The sequence below is a fragment of the Bacillus sp. WMMC1349 genome, from assembly GCF_013155385.1.
Classification (GTDB): domain Bacteria; phylum Bacillota; class Bacilli; order Bacillales; family Bacillaceae; genus Bacillus.
In genome coordinates, this window is record NZ_JABJUQ010000007.1 from 938311 (window position 1) to 955027 (window position 16717).

General features: G+C 38.1%; 15 protein-coding genes and 1 pseudogene. 14 read left to right on the forward strand and 2 right to left on the reverse strand.

The features are described from left to right. Positions 1–348: 348 nt before the first annotated feature. The 10 genes from HOO54_RS07130 (at position 349) to HOO54_RS07175 (ending at position 10989) form a co-directional block, all read left to right on the forward strand. Positions 349–930: a glycerol-3-phosphate responsive antiterminator gene (locus HOO54_RS07130; RefSeq protein ID WP_172293744.1), complete on the forward strand. Its 582-nt coding sequence runs from the start codon at positions 349–351 to the stop codon at positions 928–930. A gap of 198 nt (positions 931–1128) precedes the next feature. Next, positions 1129–1944, forward strand: a complete 816-nt coding sequence (locus tag HOO54_RS07135) for an MIP/aquaporin family protein (protein WP_172293746.1) — start codon at positions 1129–1131, stop codon at positions 1942–1944. Between the two features lie 30 nt (positions 1945–1974). Then, the gene (gene glpK, locus HOO54_RS07140) at positions 1975–3465 is read left to right on the forward strand and encodes a glycerol kinase GlpK (RefSeq protein WP_172293748.1); all 1491 of its coding nucleotides are present in this window, start codon (positions 1975–1977) and stop codon (positions 3463–3465) included. A 145-nt stretch (positions 3466–3610) separates the two neighbouring features. Next, a complete protein-coding gene (glpD, locus tag HOO54_RS07145; protein WP_172293750.1) occupies positions 3611–5275 on the forward strand; it encodes a glycerol-3-phosphate dehydrogenase in 1665 nt (554 codons plus the stop codon). 429 nt (positions 5276–5704) lie between these two features. Continuing rightward, positions 5705–6076, forward strand: coding sequence for a hypothetical protein (locus tag HOO54_RS07150; protein ID WP_172293752.1), 372 nt, complete (start codon positions 5705–5707; stop codon positions 6074–6076). 812 nt (positions 6077–6888) lie between these two features. Next, entirely contained in the window at positions 6889–7290 is a 402-nt protein-coding gene (locus HOO54_RS07155; RefSeq protein ID WP_172293754.1) for a hypothetical protein, read from the forward strand. Positions 7291–7852: 562 nt separating this feature from the next. Beyond that, positions 7853–9601 carry a phospho-sugar mutase gene (locus HOO54_RS07160; protein ID WP_172293756.1) on the forward strand — a complete coding sequence of 583 codons (1749 nt, stop codon included), beginning with the start codon at positions 7853–7855 and terminating at the stop codon, positions 9599–9601. Between the two features lie 124 nt (positions 9602–9725). After that, positions 9726–10184, forward strand: coding sequence for a hypothetical protein (locus tag HOO54_RS07165; protein WP_172293758.1), 459 nt, complete (start codon positions 9726–9728; stop codon positions 10182–10184). Between the two features lie 20 nt (positions 10185–10204). Next, positions 10205–10396, forward strand: a complete 192-nt coding sequence (locus tag HOO54_RS07170; protein WP_172293760.1) for a helix-turn-helix transcriptional regulator — start codon at positions 10205–10207, stop codon at positions 10394–10396. A gap of 74 nt (positions 10397–10470) precedes the next feature. Then, positions 10471–10989: an NADPH-dependent FMN reductase gene (locus tag HOO54_RS07175; RefSeq protein ID WP_172293762.1), complete on the forward strand. Its 519-nt coding sequence runs from the start codon at positions 10471–10473 to the stop codon at positions 10987–10989. A gap of 612 nt (positions 10990–11601) precedes the next feature. Here HOO54_RS07175 and HOO54_RS07180 read toward each other — a convergent pair. Further along, positions 11602–11850 carry a YhdB family protein gene (locus HOO54_RS07180; protein WP_172293764.1) on the reverse strand — a complete coding sequence of 83 codons (249 nt, stop codon included), beginning with the start codon at positions 11848–11850 and terminating at the stop codon, positions 11602–11604. 181 nt (positions 11851–12031) lie between these two features. On the opposite strand from HOO54_RS07180, the gene HOO54_RS07185 reads away from it, so the two are divergent. Beyond that, positions 12032–12346, forward strand: a complete 315-nt coding sequence (locus tag HOO54_RS07185) for a DUF3889 domain-containing protein (RefSeq protein WP_172293766.1) — start codon at positions 12032–12034, stop codon at positions 12344–12346. 161 nt (positions 12347–12507) lie between these two features. Here HOO54_RS07185 and nsrR read toward each other — a convergent pair whose 3' ends face one another. Continuing rightward, positions 12508–12936: a nitric oxide-sensing transcriptional repressor NsrR gene (nsrR, locus tag HOO54_RS07190; RefSeq protein WP_172293768.1), complete on the reverse strand. Its 429-nt coding sequence runs from the start codon at positions 12934–12936 to the stop codon at positions 12508–12510. 211 nt (positions 12937–13147) lie between these two features. Between nsrR and hmpA the strand changes: the two genes are divergently transcribed. The 3 genes and pseudogenes from hmpA to tnpA all read left to right on the forward strand — a co-directional run bounded on the left by hmpA (position 13148) and on the right by tnpA (position 16459). Next, on the forward strand, positions 13148–14362 hold the full coding sequence (hmpA, locus tag HOO54_RS07195) for an NO-inducible flavohemoprotein (RefSeq protein WP_172293770.1): 1215 nt from the start codon (positions 13148–13150) through the stop codon (positions 14360–14362). A gap of 100 nt (positions 14363–14462) precedes the next feature. Beyond that, positions 14463–15872, forward strand: a complete 1410-nt coding sequence (locus HOO54_RS07200; RefSeq protein WP_172293772.1) for a SpoVR family protein — start codon at positions 14463–14465, stop codon at positions 15870–15872. A gap of 130 nt (positions 15873–16002) precedes the next feature. Next, positions 16003–16459, forward strand: a pseudogene (gene tnpA / locus HOO54_RS07205) (IS200/IS605 family transposase). Positions 16460–16717 lie beyond the last annotated feature (258 nt).

A 16717-nucleotide genomic window follows, 5' to 3' on the forward strand; every position in this document is an offset into this window, starting at 1 on the left:
TGTTTCTAATATATAGGACAGAAAGCTGTTTGTAAATGACTTATTAGTAATTTTTATTCAGGCATATTGTTATGTAAATTCTTGTTTGTGTGGACGCAGATTCAAAACGTCAGACGGGCTATCTTGCTTGTCTATGATCGTTAAGTGATTTGATGGGAAATATTGATAATCCTTAGTTTACCACAGGCTGTCTAAATTTAGAAGAAGCCAGCAATCTTTGTCAATGATGTGACGAAATTTGATTGAAAACGAGAAGAAGGTTCTTTATGATTAAAATGTTATAATTCGTTTGTGGTAAAACTCTTCTTTATTAGAGATATAAATGATAGGAAGTGAGGGGGATGAAACATGGGTTTTCACGATCAAAATATTTTACCAGCTGTGCGCAATATGAAGCAGTTTGATATCTTTCTGGATAGCCCGTATACATATGGTGTTCTTCTTGATATTCACCTAGGACATCTAGGAGGGGTGATTAGTGCTGCAAAACGTCGGGGAAAAAAAATGCTTGTTCATGTTGATCTTATTCAAGGAATCAAGCATGATGAATACGGAGCGGAGTTTATTTGTCAAGAAATGAAGCCAGCTGGTATTCTGTCAACCAGATCAAGTGTGATTGCCAAAGCAAAACAAAAGAAAGTCTATGCGATTCAGCGCATGTTTTTAATTGACACAAGTGCAATGATGAAAAGTATTGAATTGGTACAAAAACACAGACCTGATTTTATCGAGGTTCTGCCCGGGGTAGTGCCTGAATTGATTAAGGAAGTGCATGAAAGGACGGGTATTCCGATTTTTGCTGGTGGTTTTATTCGCTCTGAAAAAGACGTTAAAAGAGCTTTAGATGCTGGGGCTGTTGCTGTGACAACCTCTGAAACTCAATTGTGGAAAACATATGACAGAGAAAATAAAATTGTGAAAAAATATTGACAACGCTTTCAAAATACGTTACGATCTTACCAAGTTAATACATTGTGATGGAGACTTGGAGATCACAGCAGTTCTTTACAATTTTTATGTAAAGAAGGTTTGCTGTGTTTTTTTTGTGGTCTTTTATGCAGTGTAAACGGTGAACAATTCATGTTCATCATTTGAAGCACATATCAATAGATTTTAGGAGGGATGGTCTTGACAGCATTTTGGGGGGAAGTTGTTGGAACAATGTTGCTCATCGTATTTGGCGCTGGGGTTTGTGCAGGTGTGAATCTGAAGAAGTCACTTTCACATCAATCAGGATGGATTGTGATCGTATTTGGTTGGGGTCTTGGTGTTGCAATGGCGGCATATGCCGTCGGAGGTATTAGTGGAGCGCACTTGAATCCTGCAGTCACAGTTGGCTTAGCTTTTGTGGGAGATTTTCCTTGGGAACAAGTGCCTTCTTATATTTTAGCACAAATGTTAGGCGCATTTTTAGGTGCTGTACTTATTTTTCTTCATTACTTACCACATTGGAAAGAAACAGATGATGAAGGGGCGAAGCTTGGCGTATTTTCAACAGGACCAGCGATTCAAAACACCTTTGCAAATTTGTTTAGCGAAATACTAGGAACATTTATTCTTGTCCTTGGCATTTTGGCGATTGGTGCTAACAAATTTACAGAAGGGCTCAACCCGTTGATCGTTGGGTTTCTAATTGTGGCAATCGGTCTTTCATTAGGGGGAACAACTGGATATGCGATTAATCCAGCACGGGACTTAGGTCCAAGAATTGCCCATTTTGTTTTACCTATTCCAGGAAAAGGGGGATCTAATTGGGGATATTCATGGATTCCGGTTTTAGGACCTGTTCTTGGGGGAGCGTTCGGAGGCGTTTTCTACAATGCTGTCTTTAAAGGGCATATGACAAGCAGCTTTTGGTTTGTTAGTGTAGTATTATTAGTTGTACTGTTAGGATTTTATATTCAAACGAAAAAACAATCGATGGGAAATTCGGTTAATCTTTAAAGCTTAATAGACACATAGGGGGACATATAAATGGAACAATATATTTTATCTCTTGATCAGGGAACAACGAGTACAAGAGCGATTCTTTTTAATAAAGAAGGTCAAATCGTCTATACTTCACAAAAAGAATTTACTCAGCATTTCCCTAAGCCGGGTTGGGTTGAGCACAACGCCAATGAAATCTGGGGTACGGTTCTGTCTGTTATTGCGACAGTTCTTTCTGAATCAGGCATTGAAGCTGGACAGATAGCTGGAATCGGGATTACAAACCAAAGGGAGACAACCGTTGTTTGGGATAAACATACAGGTAAACCAGTTTATAATGCCATTGTCTGGCAGTCGCGTCAATCGGCTGAAATATGTGAGGAATTAAAAAATAAAGGTTATGAGAATACATTTAGGGAAAAAACCGGTCTATTAATTGATTCATATTTTTCTGGCACAAAGGTGAAATGGATTTTGGATCATGTAGAAGGAGCAAGAGAAAAAGCGGAAAATGGCGACTTGCTCTTTGGAACGATCGATTCTTGGCTCATCTGGAAGATGTCAGGTGGCAAAGCTCATGTAACGGATTACTCAAATGCTTCAAGAACATTGATGTTTAACATATACGACTTGAAATGGGATGTTGAGCTGCTGGATATTCTCGGTATTCCACAATCAATGTTGCCTGAGGTTAAACCTTCCTCTCATGTTTATGCTGAAACGGTTGATTATCATTTCTTCGGGAAAAACATTCCGATTGGTGGAGCGGCAGGTGACCAACAGTCAGCATTATTCGGTCAAGCCTGTTTTGATGAAGGTATGGTAAAAAACACCTATGGGACAGGATGCTTTATGCTGATGAACACTGGTGAAAAAGCTATTAAGTCAGAACATGGGCTGCTGACGACAATCGCTTGGGGAATTGATGGGAAGGTTGAATATGCACTTGAAGGAAGTGTGTTTGTTGCTGGCTCTGCTGTTCAATGGTTGCGTGATGGCTTGAGAATGTTTAAAGAAGCAAAAGATAGTGAAAATTATGCAGTAAGGGTGGAATCCGCTGATGGTGTATATGTGGTTCCGGCATTTGTTGGTTTAGGCACACCGTATTGGGATAGCGATGTGCGCGGTGCGGTATTTGGTTTGACCCGGGGTACGACAAAAGAACACTTTGTCAGGGCAACACTGGAGTCGCTTGCATATCAAACGAAAGATGTCCTTAACGCAATGGAGGAAGACTCAGGTATATCCCTCAAAACATTACGTGTTGACGGTGGTGCTGTGAAAAATAACTTCTTAATGGAATTTCAAGGAGATATTCTTGATGTTCCAGTTGAACGTCCGGAAATTAATGAGACGACTGCTCTTGGTGCAGCTTATTTGGCAGGACTCGCGGTTGGTTTCTGGAGTGATCGTTCAGAGATTAAAGATCAATGGAAGTTGGAACATCGCTTCGAACCTAAAATGGAAAAAGAAGAGCGCGACAACCTGTATAACGGATGGCAGAAGGCCATTCAAGCAACAATGGCTTTCAAATAAAATATAGCCATGTTACAATATTGATAAGTTAATAGAAACGGTTGGAGAAGAGGAGAGACCACAACACCAAAGTAGCGGGATTACTTTGGTTGTTTGTGGTCTTTTTTTCTATTTCTTACCGTGGACAACAAGGGAGGACTTTGAAATGGAATCATTATTCTCAAGTCGTAAACGGGAGAATATCCTTACAGATATGACAAAACAGAAATATGATGTGCTGATCATCGGTGGGGGGATTACAGGAGCTGGAACAGCCTTGGACGCTGCTTCAAGAGGAATGAAAACCGCTCTTTTTGAAATGCAGGATTTTGCCGCAGGCACATCAAGCCGCTCGACAAAGCTTGTTCATGGAGGACTTCGCTATTTAAAGCAGTTTGAAGTGAAAATGGTTGCAGAAGTTGGGAAAGAACGGGCGATTGTTTACGAAAATGGTCCACATGTGACAACACCTGAATGGATGCTTCTACCTATGCATAAAGGTGGAACCTTTGGCAAATTCTCGACATCGATCGGACTCAGAGTTTATGACTTTTTAGCAGGTGTCAAAGCATCAGAACGTAGAAGTATGTTGAACGTTGAAGAGACACTAAAAAAAGAACCGCTTGTCAAAAAGGCAGGTTTAAAAGGCGGGGGTTATTATGTCGAATATCGGACAGATGACGCAAGATTAACGATTGAAGTCTTAAAAGAAGCAGTTAAATTTGGAGCTGAAGCTGTCAACTATGCCAAAGTAAGTGAGTTCCTTTACGAAAATGGAGAAGTCGTCGGTGTCATCATTAAAGATGTCTTCACAAACAAAACATACAAAGTGTATGCGAAAAAAATTGTCAATGCCACAGGACCATGGGTAGACCGCCTGCGGGAAAAAGATCAGTCAAAAGAAGGTAAACATCTTCAACATACAAAAGGGGTCCACCTTGTGTTTGACCAGTCAGTCTTTCCGTTAAAACAAGCGGTATATTTTGATACACCTGATGGTCGTATGGTGTTTGCTATCCCAAGGGATGGTAAAGCATATGTTGGAACAACAGATACCGTTTATAACGAAGATCTCGAACATCCGCGAATGACGACTAGTGACAGAGATTATCTGATTGAGGCGATCCGTTATATGTTCCCTGAGTTAAATATTACTGCTGATGATGTAGAATCGAGTTGGGCAGGGCTTAGACCATTGATACACGAAGAAGGAAAAGATCCGTCAGAGATTTCTCGTAAGGATGAAATTTGGACTTCTGCCTCTGGTTTAATCACAATTGCTGGAGGTAAATTAACAGGTTATCGAAAAATGGCTGAACAAATCGTTGATCTGATCAGAACTAGTTTGAAGGAAGAGGGATATGGAGATTTCGGACCATGCAAAACGAAAACAATGCCGATTTCTGGAGGACATATCGGCGGTTCTCAGCATCTTGAAGTCTTTATCGAGGAGAAGGCAGCCGAAGGGATTGCAGCCGGATTATCAAAACAAGCGGCTAAGCAGATAGCTTCTAGATACGGTTCTAATACAGATCGTCTATTTGAGCGAATGACCCTACTGAAAGAAGAAGCTGCAAAGCGCCGTATTCCTGTTCATATTTTGGCGGAAATGGATTATGGAATTGAAGAAGAGATGACCGTTGTTCCAGCAGACTTTTTCGTACGGAGGACTGGTGCATTATTCTTTGATATTCAATGGGTTCGGACTTATAAAGATGAACTTACAGAATATATGGCAGATAAACTGAACTGGGGCGATGACACAAAGGTCAAGCATTTAAAAGCCTTGAATCAGCTGCTTCATGATGCAGTTGTTCCGCTTGAAAAGTGATATTCTTAAGAATGGGGCTGCCTTTTAAAAGGCGGCCTCATTTTGATGAGGGGGGGATGATGCTGAGGATGATGCTGATTATAAAAAGAACCGATCCTCATGATTTCTTGAAGAATAGGGCTTTCAACGATGGTATGGGAATGAACATAGAGCGTTAAAATAAATCTCGCAATTGATGAAAGATGTATGTATTTTATTTTATTCTAGAAAAGAAATAGAAGAGTAGACTAGGGTTTCAAGACGATTTCATCGAATTCTCCAGGAGGAGTTTTGGTGTCAAAAGAAAGCCCACACAACTTAGAATTGTAAGTACTTAAAGGGGAGTCAAAGTTGAAGGTGATTATTGGATCATATATAATAGAAAATGAGAAATTCGGTATTTTTACTGAATTAGTAGAGTGATGTGAAAAGTTTTAAGGAGATAAGAAAATGAGTATAAAAGTAAAAAGAAAAACAGGTATGATAGGCAGAATAGCAGGTGTCGTATTACTAGTGAATAGTAAAGAGGTTGCCAAATTGAGAGAGAACGAAGAATATATTATTGATTCGACTAATATACCTATCAAGATTAAAGCGAAACAACAAGGTTTAAAAAGTCCGGAAATAGAAGTGGAAAATTATTCCGATGTGGAAATTAAAATAAATCCTAATGCATTGTGGTTATACATCATGTCAATAGGTTTAGTGGTTATGGGGAGTCTGTTAACACCTATTATGAGCGTATTAGGACTCATTAGTATAATTGGTACCTTCAGTTATTCTAGAAAAAAATGGTTTGAGATAAAAGTGACCAAAGCTTAAATAATGGTTTCGTATTTTTACTAAAGATGGTTGTATAATACTCTATTCGTTTTTAATGTAACGGAGGGTTTATATGAGTTTCAACACTAAGGTAAGGCTAAAGATGAATAAAGTTTAAAGCATATTATGAAGATTGATACATATTTGTAGAGATGAAGAAATCAGTATTGCAAAACTAAACATTGGAATTGACAGGGTGGGCTTACGAAAGATGTTGGCCCACCTTTCGTTTGTCCAAATAAATGATGTGATCATGCTGAATACAAGTCTTTTATCGTTAAACTAGATATTGTAAAGGTTCTAGCTCAAATGAGAACTAAAGAAATATTGCTGTAATTGGAAAGCATTTCACAATATCTAAAAGACCAAAACAACTTTTTTGAAAAAACACCTATTATTACAAAGGGATTTTCATCCAAATATGCATAGCTTATGGAATGAGAAAAAGCATGGTTTTAGAAGACTAGCAGACCCGAATCGGCAGAAAGCGAGTATTGAAAAATTGAATCATTGTTACCAGTAGTTTGGGTTTGAATGGAAGATCACCATATGAGGATGCACATGATTTGACTTATCATTCACCCAAAGTTATATCATCGCTAGGGTTTGCAAGTCCAAGATAGAAACCCGGTGTGACAGCATATGCTGTAGATGATGGAATAGAGACGGCATTTGGAATTAAGAAAGCAATCCTGTAGTTTTTTGGTTATTTATTACAATTTTGATACAGATGTTCGAATTGAACAGGAGATTCTTAAACCAATCCACACTAATACGTCTTACAAATTTTAAGTAATAAGCAGGAGATAAGAATGATTGATAAAATAACCGGTTCAGTAATATTAGAAAATGGGAGTATAGTTTTAAATTCAAAAATGTCCCTTGAAATTTTTATGACTACTTCTTTATACAAGGGAGGAACTATTGATAATAATTATTTACTAAAAGATACACAAGAAATAAATGGAAAGTCATTCTCGCTAACAGTATTTTTTAATAATGGAAAACTTAAAGAGGTACATTTATCAGAAATTATGAATGGACTATCTTGGGATAATTGGACAGAAAATATTGAGATGGAAAAGAAAAAAAGTCATGACCAGTGGTTGTTATCTGTTTTAGGAAAAGAACCTTATCATTATTCTTGGGGACATGTAGCATCTATTTTTGACAAGAAAGGTTGTATTAGCTTGATTATTTTAAGGTATTATTAATATTATTATCTCTATAAGCCTTGAAAGATATAAAATAAACTGCCTCTTGTCAAGTAGACAGTGAAAAAAATTATGGACAGGGTTGTACTGAAAGTAGTATGGATGAATAAACATTGGGGAATTTGTTCGCTTTCCGCAGGTGATCGATGAGCCTCCTCTGAGCTCGTTCCTTGCTCTTGTGGGGTCTTGCAAGGAAAAGTATACAAATACAAATCACAAAGAATACTTGAAGTTGAATTCCAATTAATACTATTGGTTGGAAGGATATGCAAAAATAATATAGTTAACGTATGATCCGGATTTTTAAAGCCTCAACAGCAAGATCGTACAATAAAACCAACAAACCAAACATTAAATAATTTAAACGAAAAGCAGAACCAGCTCCTATGAGGATGAACTTTGCTTAAACTAAATTGCCGTACGATGGAACTGGTGGTGTAACAGGTCTGAAGCTAAACTCGCTCCTGCTCGGTTTGATGAGAATTTGGACAAACCAAACGTTTATAGATAAAATAAATAGTAAAGCTGTGATACATAAGTCAAGAACATTTGGAGGTCTGACATGAGCTGGAAAACAAGCTATGAACGATGGAAGAATACGGAGAACTTAGACCCTGAAATAAGATCTCTTCTTCTTAAAGTGGCAGAAAATGAAAAAGAATTAGAGGATTGTTTTTATAAAAAACTCGAGTTTGGAACAGCTGGTATGCGTGGTGAAATTGGCCCTGGACCAAACCGAATGAACGTTTATACAGTACGTAAAGCATCGGCTGGTCTTGCGGCATATATTGCTGAAAATGGTGCTGAAGCAAAAAAAAGAGGGGTTGTCATTGCTTACGATTCGCGCCACAAGTCACCTGAATTTTCAATGGAAGCAGCTAAGACTCTTGCCCAAAATGGCGTTCAAACTTATCTGTTCGACGAGCTGCGCCCGACACCTGAGCTTTCTTTTGCAGTAAGACAATTGAATGCTTATGCCGGTATTGTCGTTACAGCAAGTCACAATCCACCTGAATACAACGGGTATAAAGTATATGGTGAAGATGGAGCACAGCTGCCTCCTGAAGATGCTGACAGGCTGATTAACCATGTGAATATGATTGAAAATGAATTGGCGATCTCAGCTGGTGATGAAGATGTGCTGGGTGAACAAGGTTTGATCAAAATCATCGGTGATGAGATTGATCAAGCATATTTAGACAAACTAACATCTATTTCTGTCCATCCTGAACTTAGCAAGGAAACAGAAGTGAAGGTGATTTTTACTCCGCTTCATGGTACAGCCAACAAATTGGTTAGACGCGGACTTCAAGCGCTCGGTTATGACCATGTAACTGTAGTTCCTGAGCAGGAGCTTCCAGACCCGGACTTTTCAACGGTGACTTCACCAAATCCGGAAGAACATGCTGCATTTGAATATGCTATTAAATTGGGTGAAAAAGAAGGAGCAGACATTCTGATTGGTACAGACCCAGATGCGGATCGTCTTGGGGTTGCTGTTAAAGATCACCAAGGGCGCTATACTGTCCTGACAGGGAATCAAACGGGAGCACTGCTACTTCATTATTTGCTCTCGCAAAAGCAGGAAAAAGGTGTCCTTCCTAAAAACGGAGTCGTGTTAAAATCGATTGTGACAAGCGAAATGGGGCGTGATATTGCGGCATCATTCGGTCTTGATACAATTGATACATTGACAGGTTTTAAATTTATCGGCCAAAAAATCAAGCAATTCAAAACATCTGGTGAATATCGCTTCCAATTTGGTTATGAAGAGAGTTATGGTTATTTAATCGGTGACTTTGCCAGAGATAAGGATGCCGTTCAAGCCGCACTTTTGGCTGTCGAAGTATGTGCCTTTTATCAAAAACAGGGTAAATCTCTTTATGAGGGACTACTGGAATTGTATAAAACGTATGGCTATTACCGTGAAGGTTTAAAATCGCTCACTTTGAAAGGTAAGGAAGGGGCTGAGCAAATAGCAGCAATTCTTAAATCTTTCAGAGAACAGCCACCTCATTCAATTGCTGGTATAGACGTTGTTTCAGCCGAGGATTATTTGACTAGTAAACGGATGTTGTTAAAGGAAAACAAGGAAGAAATGATTGATCTGCCTCAATCAAACGTATTGAAGTATTTTCTTGAAGATGGATCATGGTTCTGTCTTCGACCATCTGGTACAGAGCCTAAAGTGAAATTTTATTTTGCAGTTAAAGGACAAACAGAAGAAGAGAGCGATGAATGTCTCAAACGTCTAACAGATGAAGTGATGAAGAACATTGATGAGATTGTAAAAGGAACAGCGAGGTCATGATTGTTGAAAACCCGCCATCAACAAGGAATGGTGGGTTTTTTTCGTTTAATAATGCAATATATTTTTGACTATAAGTAATATATATGTTACATTGAATCCGAATGATAGAGGGGGGAATGGCTCTATGAAGTATTTGAAAACTGGGGATGAATATATCGAAAAGAAAATGGATCAATTTTTTGGTGAAGCAGGTATGATCGTTGCTGCTATATTATTCATTGATGTGATCATTAGAGGCTTGATTTTGAACAGAGAACCATCTGAATTCATCATCAGCGGGATCGGTTTTGCAGTTTATATTGGTTGGATTGTCCTTCGCTATCTGTTATCAGGGTTAGAGTACCCAGAGGTTGACAATCAATTGGTATACCGAAGAAAAAGAAAAGAAATCCTCGTCACTAGCATCTCTTCCGGCCCCATCTTCGCGATTCTATCTATTATTTTTCTTGGTATTCCAGACCATCTGGATAAATGGATTGATCTAATCGGAATGTTGTTTATTTTTGTATTATTTCATTTTTTAAGCCAATTTATCTCTTTACATAAATCGTTCAAAAAAAATAAAGATCTTTTCGATGAGTGAAGGATCTGAGGTGAGAAATTATGGTGAACCGAGTTAAATTGGCCCGAGTTGAAAAATCATTAACACAAGCCCAGTTAGCCGACAAGGTCAATGTAACACGGCAAACGATCGGGCTGATTGAAAAAGGAAAGTATAATCCGACTCTGCAACTTTGTGTTGCCATTGCAAAAGCGTTAGATAAAACCTTGGATGACTTATTTTGGGACAAATAAATTGACAAGCTGAGAATATTATGTTTTAAATGAGAACAATAGAACAACTTTTTTAATATAAAGGAGATGGGGAAATGAAGGTCACAGTTATAAGTGGAACTGCAAGAAAACAAGGGAGAACAAGGATTGTTGCCTCATATATCGCTGATACATATCAGGCTGATTTAGTTGATTTAAGCGAATATATTCTGCCGATCTTTAATGGAGAAGAAGAACAGTTATTAGATGATAATATAAAAAAAATAAGAACAACTATTAAAGATTCCGATGCAGTCGTCTTAGTGTCCCCGGAATATCACAGTGGTATGAGCGGTGCTTTAAAAAATGCGATTGATTTTTTGAGTAATGAACAATTTTCTAATAAACCTGTGGCTATTTTAGCTTGTGCAGGAGGTGGTAAAGGTGGGATAAATGCTTTAGTCAATATGAGAACAGTTGCCCGTGGAGTGTATGCAAACGTGATTCCCAACCAACTTGTTCTTGATCCAATTGATATTGATACTGAAAATCGAACAGTTACTCAAGCGACTGAAGCGAAAATTAAAGATATAATGGAAGAACTTTTCTTGTATGCAAAATTTAAAAGAGCCTAACACTGGAAAGATGATTCCTGTATTGTACGAGGGGTCATTTTTTTTAGATTCCATTGATATCTGTAATCGGAATAATAAGTCATATCAGCTAGTGTTTCATTTGAAATGCTTAAAAAATGATTCTTGCGGGTCGTTGACATTGGATTGATCTGAACGATATGTCCTTACCATATGTTTGAAATAAATCCTTGATCTGAATGAATGAAAGCTCCCCTCTGCCCATTTTATACTTCCGTTATTTAACAATTTTAAAAGCGTGTCTGTTGCGATTATTTAAAGTGATACGATCAGAAACGTGATAAGCTAATTTTCATTTGTTGATCCGATAATAAGCGTGATGTATGTTTTCCAATCATACAGTAAATTCTTTCGTTGATTTAGCCGTTCGATGATAAGGATAGCTTTTCTGATAGGACATAATGCCATACTTTTTCATTATTCTGCAAATCCGTTTTAGCATTTTACGCTTTTTTCCGATCATATCTTCTTGGAAATTTACTTTTTCCTTTTCATTGATAAATTTTCAGCTGTATTTACAATTTTTTCTTCATGATAAACAAAAGCACCCTATAGGTAGACTTTTTTTAGTGTCTACTCGATAGGGTACATTTTTTATGTGAGAATTGGAACACTAGAGTCATTTTCATGACCTGAAAAAGAAGCATGATCAATATATTGAAGCAGGTCGTAAAGTCGTTTTTCAACAATGGAGTCATCTCTTTCGAAATTGTAAGCGTGTAAAAAATGTTCAATCCGCTTAGATAATAAATCATCCTCAGTTCTCACCATTAGGATTAGTAAATTATCCCACTGAGACCTATGTGTGTAATACAACGCTTTATCATAATCGGCATAATTCATTCATCACTTCTCCCTTCTTTCTTTAGGAGTCATGGTTATTGTATGTGGCCGGTCTGTTTTTGTCTCTGGACAAAACTTGGTCTCCTTGAGATCACAGCCTAGAAATATGAGGATTGTATATGTATGATTTACACGTTTTCTGCTCATGTTAATCAATAAATACAAATCGGAGAGAATCAAAATGAAAAAACGATTATATACAGTGGTATTTAGCTTCATGTTAGTCATGTCCATGACGCAAAAAAGCTACTCATTACAAGAAAATCATCTAGAGAGATGGGAAAGAATTGCATTCAGTGCGCTTGAAGAGAAATTTAAAGGTGCTTTATTAGAGGATTATCAATATATAGGGCGTACAGAAGTCAATGGTGAACAGACTAAAGATGTTTTTAGAGTGACCGTTAACCAAAAAGGAAAAGCATTTTCTGCGCATGCAGAGGTCTATTTTCACCCTATAACAAACACGATTATTAGTGTTAATGTATTTATTTTATAAGAAAAGGGCTGTCCTGAAAGTAGTGTGCATGAATGAATATCGGGGAATTTGCTCAATTTTTGCGAACTTCCTCAGAACTCGTTCTTGCTTCTGCGTGGTCTCGCAAGTCTCGCAATTCCCCATGATCCATATTGATAAAGGACTTTTTAAACAGCCCCTAACTAAAACAGATCCCGTATTTTGTCTTGATTGATGATTACATCCTGAAGTGTGTATTGATCTAAGACAGCTAAATATGCGGTAAGGGCTTTGTTTAACACGTGTTTTAAGCCGCAGTTTGGAGAAAGAATGCACGTGTTTTTTTCTCTGTCAAAGCATTCCACAAGATGAAAATCATCTTCAGTATGTCTAATCACTTCACCAATATTAATTAATTCAGGTGCTTTTCCAAGGCGAATTCCGCCGTTTCGACCACGAATCGTCTCAACATAGCCAAGCTTACCGAGCTTGTAAATCACCTTCATAAGGTGGTTTTTTGAAATGGCATAAGCATCAGCGACATCTTTAATATTGACGAGCTCGTTTGAGTTTTTAGTTGCTAAAAAAATGAGGACCCTTAATGAGTAATCCGTATAATTAGTTAGTTTCATCGCTCTACCTCGATCAAACATGTTTTCATTATCTTATCACACTTTGATCTTAGGCATAATACCATTTGTTACAAAAGTATAAAATATGACTAGTTAATATTGCTTAAATTTCAAATTATGTCTAACATAAAGATGTATCTAAAATACATCTTTATCTCGATTTAAAAGATGTATTTGAAATACATTTTTTGTGGGAGAGGAGAAATGAACGATGTTATCTGAAAAAACGAAACAAATTGTCAAAGCGACCGCACCTGTCTTAAAGGAACGAGGAACAGAGATTACATCATGTTTTTACAAAAGGATGTTCAGTGCACACCCAGAATTGAAGAACATTTTTAATATGTCTCGTCAACAAACAGGCGGGCAACCTAAAGCATTAGCTTATACGGTTTTACAGGCAGCGGAGAATATCGACCACCTCGAAGCGCTCCTGCCGGTTGTCAAACAAATTGGCCACAAGCATAAAAGCTTACATGTAAAACCAGAGCAATATCCGATTGTCGGTCATCATCTTTTAGAAGCGATTGAAATCGTTTTAGGTGATGCTGCATCTGAGGACATTCTTCAAGCATGGCGAGAGGCATATGAAGAGATTGCTCGCGTGTTTATTGACGTTGAACAACAAATGTATGATGAAGACAAAAAGCAAGCTGAGAGTTGGGAAGGATTTAAACCGTTTGTTGTTGTAGAAAAGCGTGTCGAATCTGAAACGATAACCTCTTTTTATTTGAAACCTGCCGATGGAACAGACTTGCCTGTTTTTAGTCCTGGTCAATATGTATCTGTTCGAATTAAAATTCCAGGAGACTCACACCTTTCAGCAAGACAATACAGTTTGTCAGATGCATGGAATCGAGATTATTATCGGATATCCGTCAAATTGGAAAGGGAAGAAGATAAACCGAACGGAAGAGTATCGAATTATCTTCATGAAAAAATGGAAGTTGGCAGCAGCTTGGAAGTAAGTGTTCCAGCGGGAGACTTCATCCTTACCGAACAAACAAATAAGCCCGTTTACTTTATTAGTGCTGGATCTGGAATTACCCCGGTCATGAGTATGGCGAAAACACTGGTCGCTCGGGAAAGTAATCAGAAGTTTACATTCATTCATGCCGCAAAATCTGCCAAACATCATGCGTTTCGTGAAGAGGCAGAACAACTGATCAGCCAAAATCCAGCAGCTAGACTACTGTTTCTCTATAGCCAAGATTCAGAAAATCAAGGAGAACACATCATAAATGGCCGTTTGAATGAAGACATTCTTAAAAAGGTAGTGCAAGACCAAGATGGTGACTTTTATGTCTGTGGACCATTATCTTTCATGAAATGTGTCATTGAAGACTTGCAAAACATCGGGGTACCGCTTGAGAACATTCACTACGAAAGTTTTGCTTCTGCACTTGAAATGCAAATTGCCAACTAATTGAAAGGCAGCTGTCAAATGACAGCTGCCTTTCTCGTTTCATCTTTTATCACCCTGGTTCATACAATAGAAATAAGCTTAACCAGGAGGGATTGGAGTATTGAGCGTACGGGAGGAGAAAGAACTTTATCAAGCAATTGCAGAAATTACAGAAATCGCCAAAGGGTTTGGTCTTGATTTTTATCCAATGAGATATGAAATATGCCCGGCTGAAATTATCTATACATTCGGAGCGTATGGGATGCCGACCAGATACAGTCATTGGAGCTTTGGCAAACAATTTCATAAAATGAAACTCCATTATGATTTTGGTTTAAGTAAAATATACGAACTCGTCATTAATTCTAATCCATGTTATGCATTTTTACTTGATACCAATTCATTGGTTCAAAACAAATTAATTGTCGCCCATGTCCTTGCCCACTGTGATTTCTTTAAGAATAATTGCCGATTTCAAAATACAAAACGGGATATGGTTGAAAGTATGGCAGCAACAGCAGAACGGATTAAGGATTATGAAATGGTTCATGGAGCACAGGAAGTTGAGGATTTTCTTGACGCAGTGCTGGCTATTCAAGAGCATATTGACCCATCATTGGTAAGACCAAAGCTATCTTGGAGTATAGATGATGAAGAAGATACAGAGACCGATCCTGTTAAGACACCATATGATGATCTATGGCGCTTAGATCAGAAAGAACAAATCAAGAAAAAGAAGAAACCGAAAAAAAAATTTCCGCCTAAACCGGAAAAAGACCTTTTGTTGTTTATTGAGGAGCATTCCCGAGAGCTTGAACCTTGGCAACGTGACATTTTGACAATGATGAGGGAGGAAATGCTTTATTTCTGGCCGCAACTTGAAACAAAAATTATGAATGAAGGATGGGCATCCTACTGGCATCAGCGGATTATTCGTGAACTTCATCTCACTTCAAGCGAAGCGATCGAGTTCGCTAAATTGAACGCAGGTGTTGTTCAGCCTTCAAAAACAGGGATCAATCCTTATTATCTCGGATTGAAAATATTTGAGGACATTGAAGAAAGATACAATCAACCAACTGCCGATATGAAAAAAATGGGTGTGAAACCAAACTCAGGGAAAGAAAAATTGTTTGAAGTAAGAGAAATTGAGTCAGATATCTCGTTTATCCGCAATTATTTAACGAAAGATCTTGTCATGCAAGAAGATCTCTATTTGTTTCAAAAACAGGGAAGGGATTATAAAATCGTTGATAAAGACTGGGAAGCTGTCCGTGACCAGCTTGTGAGTATGAGAGTGAATGGCGGTTTTCCATACTTGACAGTTGAAGATGGGGATTATTTAAAAAATAATGAGCTGTATATGAAACACTGGTACGAAGACATCGAACTTGATTTAAAATACCTTGAAAAAGTGCTTCCCTATCTTCATCAGCTTTGGGGAAGAAGTGTCCACGTTGAAACGGTTTTAGAGGATAAGCCGGTTTTGTTTTCATATGATGGAAAAGCGGTTCATCGCAGATATTTATAAAAAAGAGGGGAAACACCCTCTTTTTGAGAGAGCTTATAGCGTGGTCATAAAAAAACCTCACTTCTAGGATAAAGTTGGTTTCCCGACCACTTCATCTCACCATAGAAGGAGGTATGCCCTCGTGAAGGAGATGAACAGTTTATCACACACCACATGGAATTGTAAGTATCACGTAGTATTTGCCCCAAAGTACAGAAGACAGATGATTTATGGAAAATATAAAAAGAGCATTGGGCAAATCATAAGAGATTTATGTGAACGGAAAGGTGTAATCATCCATGAAGCAAATGCTTGCCCAGATCATATCCATATGTTAGTAAGTATCCCGTCAAAATGAAGTGTATCTCAATTCATGGGTTACTTAAAAGGAAAAAGTAGTCTTATGATATTTGATCGGCATGCCAACTTGAAATATCGATATGGGAATCGAAAATGTAGGTGTCGGGTTTTCTATGTAGATACAGTGGATAGAAATAAGAATACAAGAATATAATAGAAATCAGCTAAAAGATGACTATATAGCAGATCAGTTAACATTGTTTGAAGAATATGACCCATTTACGGGAGAGAAAAATCGTAAGAAATAAAGAAATTCTTTAGAATGAGTGAGTGAATGTGGTGCAGAAGGGAAACTCTTTCAGCGGGCCTTTTAGGCCGAGGTCGGTAACAGAGGCTTTCAGCCGCAGAGCAAGGGGCTGTCCAGTAAGTTGATTTTTGACTATTGGACGTCCTTTTCACGTTTAACAAGTCCTTTTTCAACATCAATCAGGGGGAATTGCGAGACTCCTGCGGAAACAGCGAGCCAGGCGAGACCCAAGAGGAGCAAGGAACGAGCTCCGAGGAGG

What these genes read in the sequence shown, in the direction of transcription:
- glpD (WP_172293750.1), top strand. Translation starts at nt 3,611, where the DNA reads ATGGAATCATTATTCTCAAGTCGTAAACGGGAGAATATCCTTACAGAT.
- glpK (WP_172293748.1), top strand. Translation starts at nt 1,975, where the DNA reads ATGGAACAATATATTTTATCTCTTGATCAGGGAACAACGAGTACAAGA.
- HOO54_RS07150 (WP_172293752.1), top strand. Translation starts at nt 5,705, where the DNA reads ATGAGTATAAAAGTAAAAAGAAAAACAGGTATGATAGGCAGAATAGCA.
- nsrR (WP_172293768.1), bottom strand. Translation starts at nt 12,936, where the DNA reads ATGAAACTAACTAATTATACGGATTACTCATTAAGGGTCCTCATTTTT.
- HOO54_RS07155 (WP_172293754.1), top strand. Translation starts at nt 6,889, where the DNA reads ATGATTGATAAAATAACCGGTTCAGTAATATTAGAAAATGGGAGTATA.
- HOO54_RS07160 (WP_172293756.1), top strand. Translation starts at nt 7,853, where the DNA reads ATGAGCTGGAAAACAAGCTATGAACGATGGAAGAATACGGAGAACTTA.
- HOO54_RS07175 (WP_172293762.1), top strand. Translation starts at nt 10,471, where the DNA reads ATGAAGGTCACAGTTATAAGTGGAACTGCAAGAAAACAAGGGAGAACA.
- HOO54_RS07170 (WP_172293760.1), top strand. Translation starts at nt 10,205, where the DNA reads ATGGTGAACCGAGTTAAATTGGCCCGAGTTGAAAAATCATTAACACAA.
- hmpA (WP_172293770.1), top strand. Translation starts at nt 13,148, where the DNA reads ATGTTATCTGAAAAAACGAAACAAATTGTCAAAGCGACCGCACCTGTC.
- HOO54_RS07180 (WP_172293764.1), bottom strand. Translation starts at nt 11,850, where the DNA reads ATGAATTATGCCGATTATGATAAAGCGTTGTATTACACACATAGGTCT.
- HOO54_RS07165 (WP_172293758.1), top strand. Translation starts at nt 9,726, where the DNA reads ATGAAGTATTTGAAAACTGGGGATGAATATATCGAAAAGAAAATGGAT.
- HOO54_RS07130 (WP_172293744.1), top strand. Translation starts at nt 349, where the DNA reads ATGGGTTTTCACGATCAAAATATTTTACCAGCTGTGCGCAATATGAAG.
- HOO54_RS07185 (WP_172293766.1), top strand. Translation starts at nt 12,032, where the DNA reads ATGAAAAAACGATTATATACAGTGGTATTTAGCTTCATGTTAGTCATG.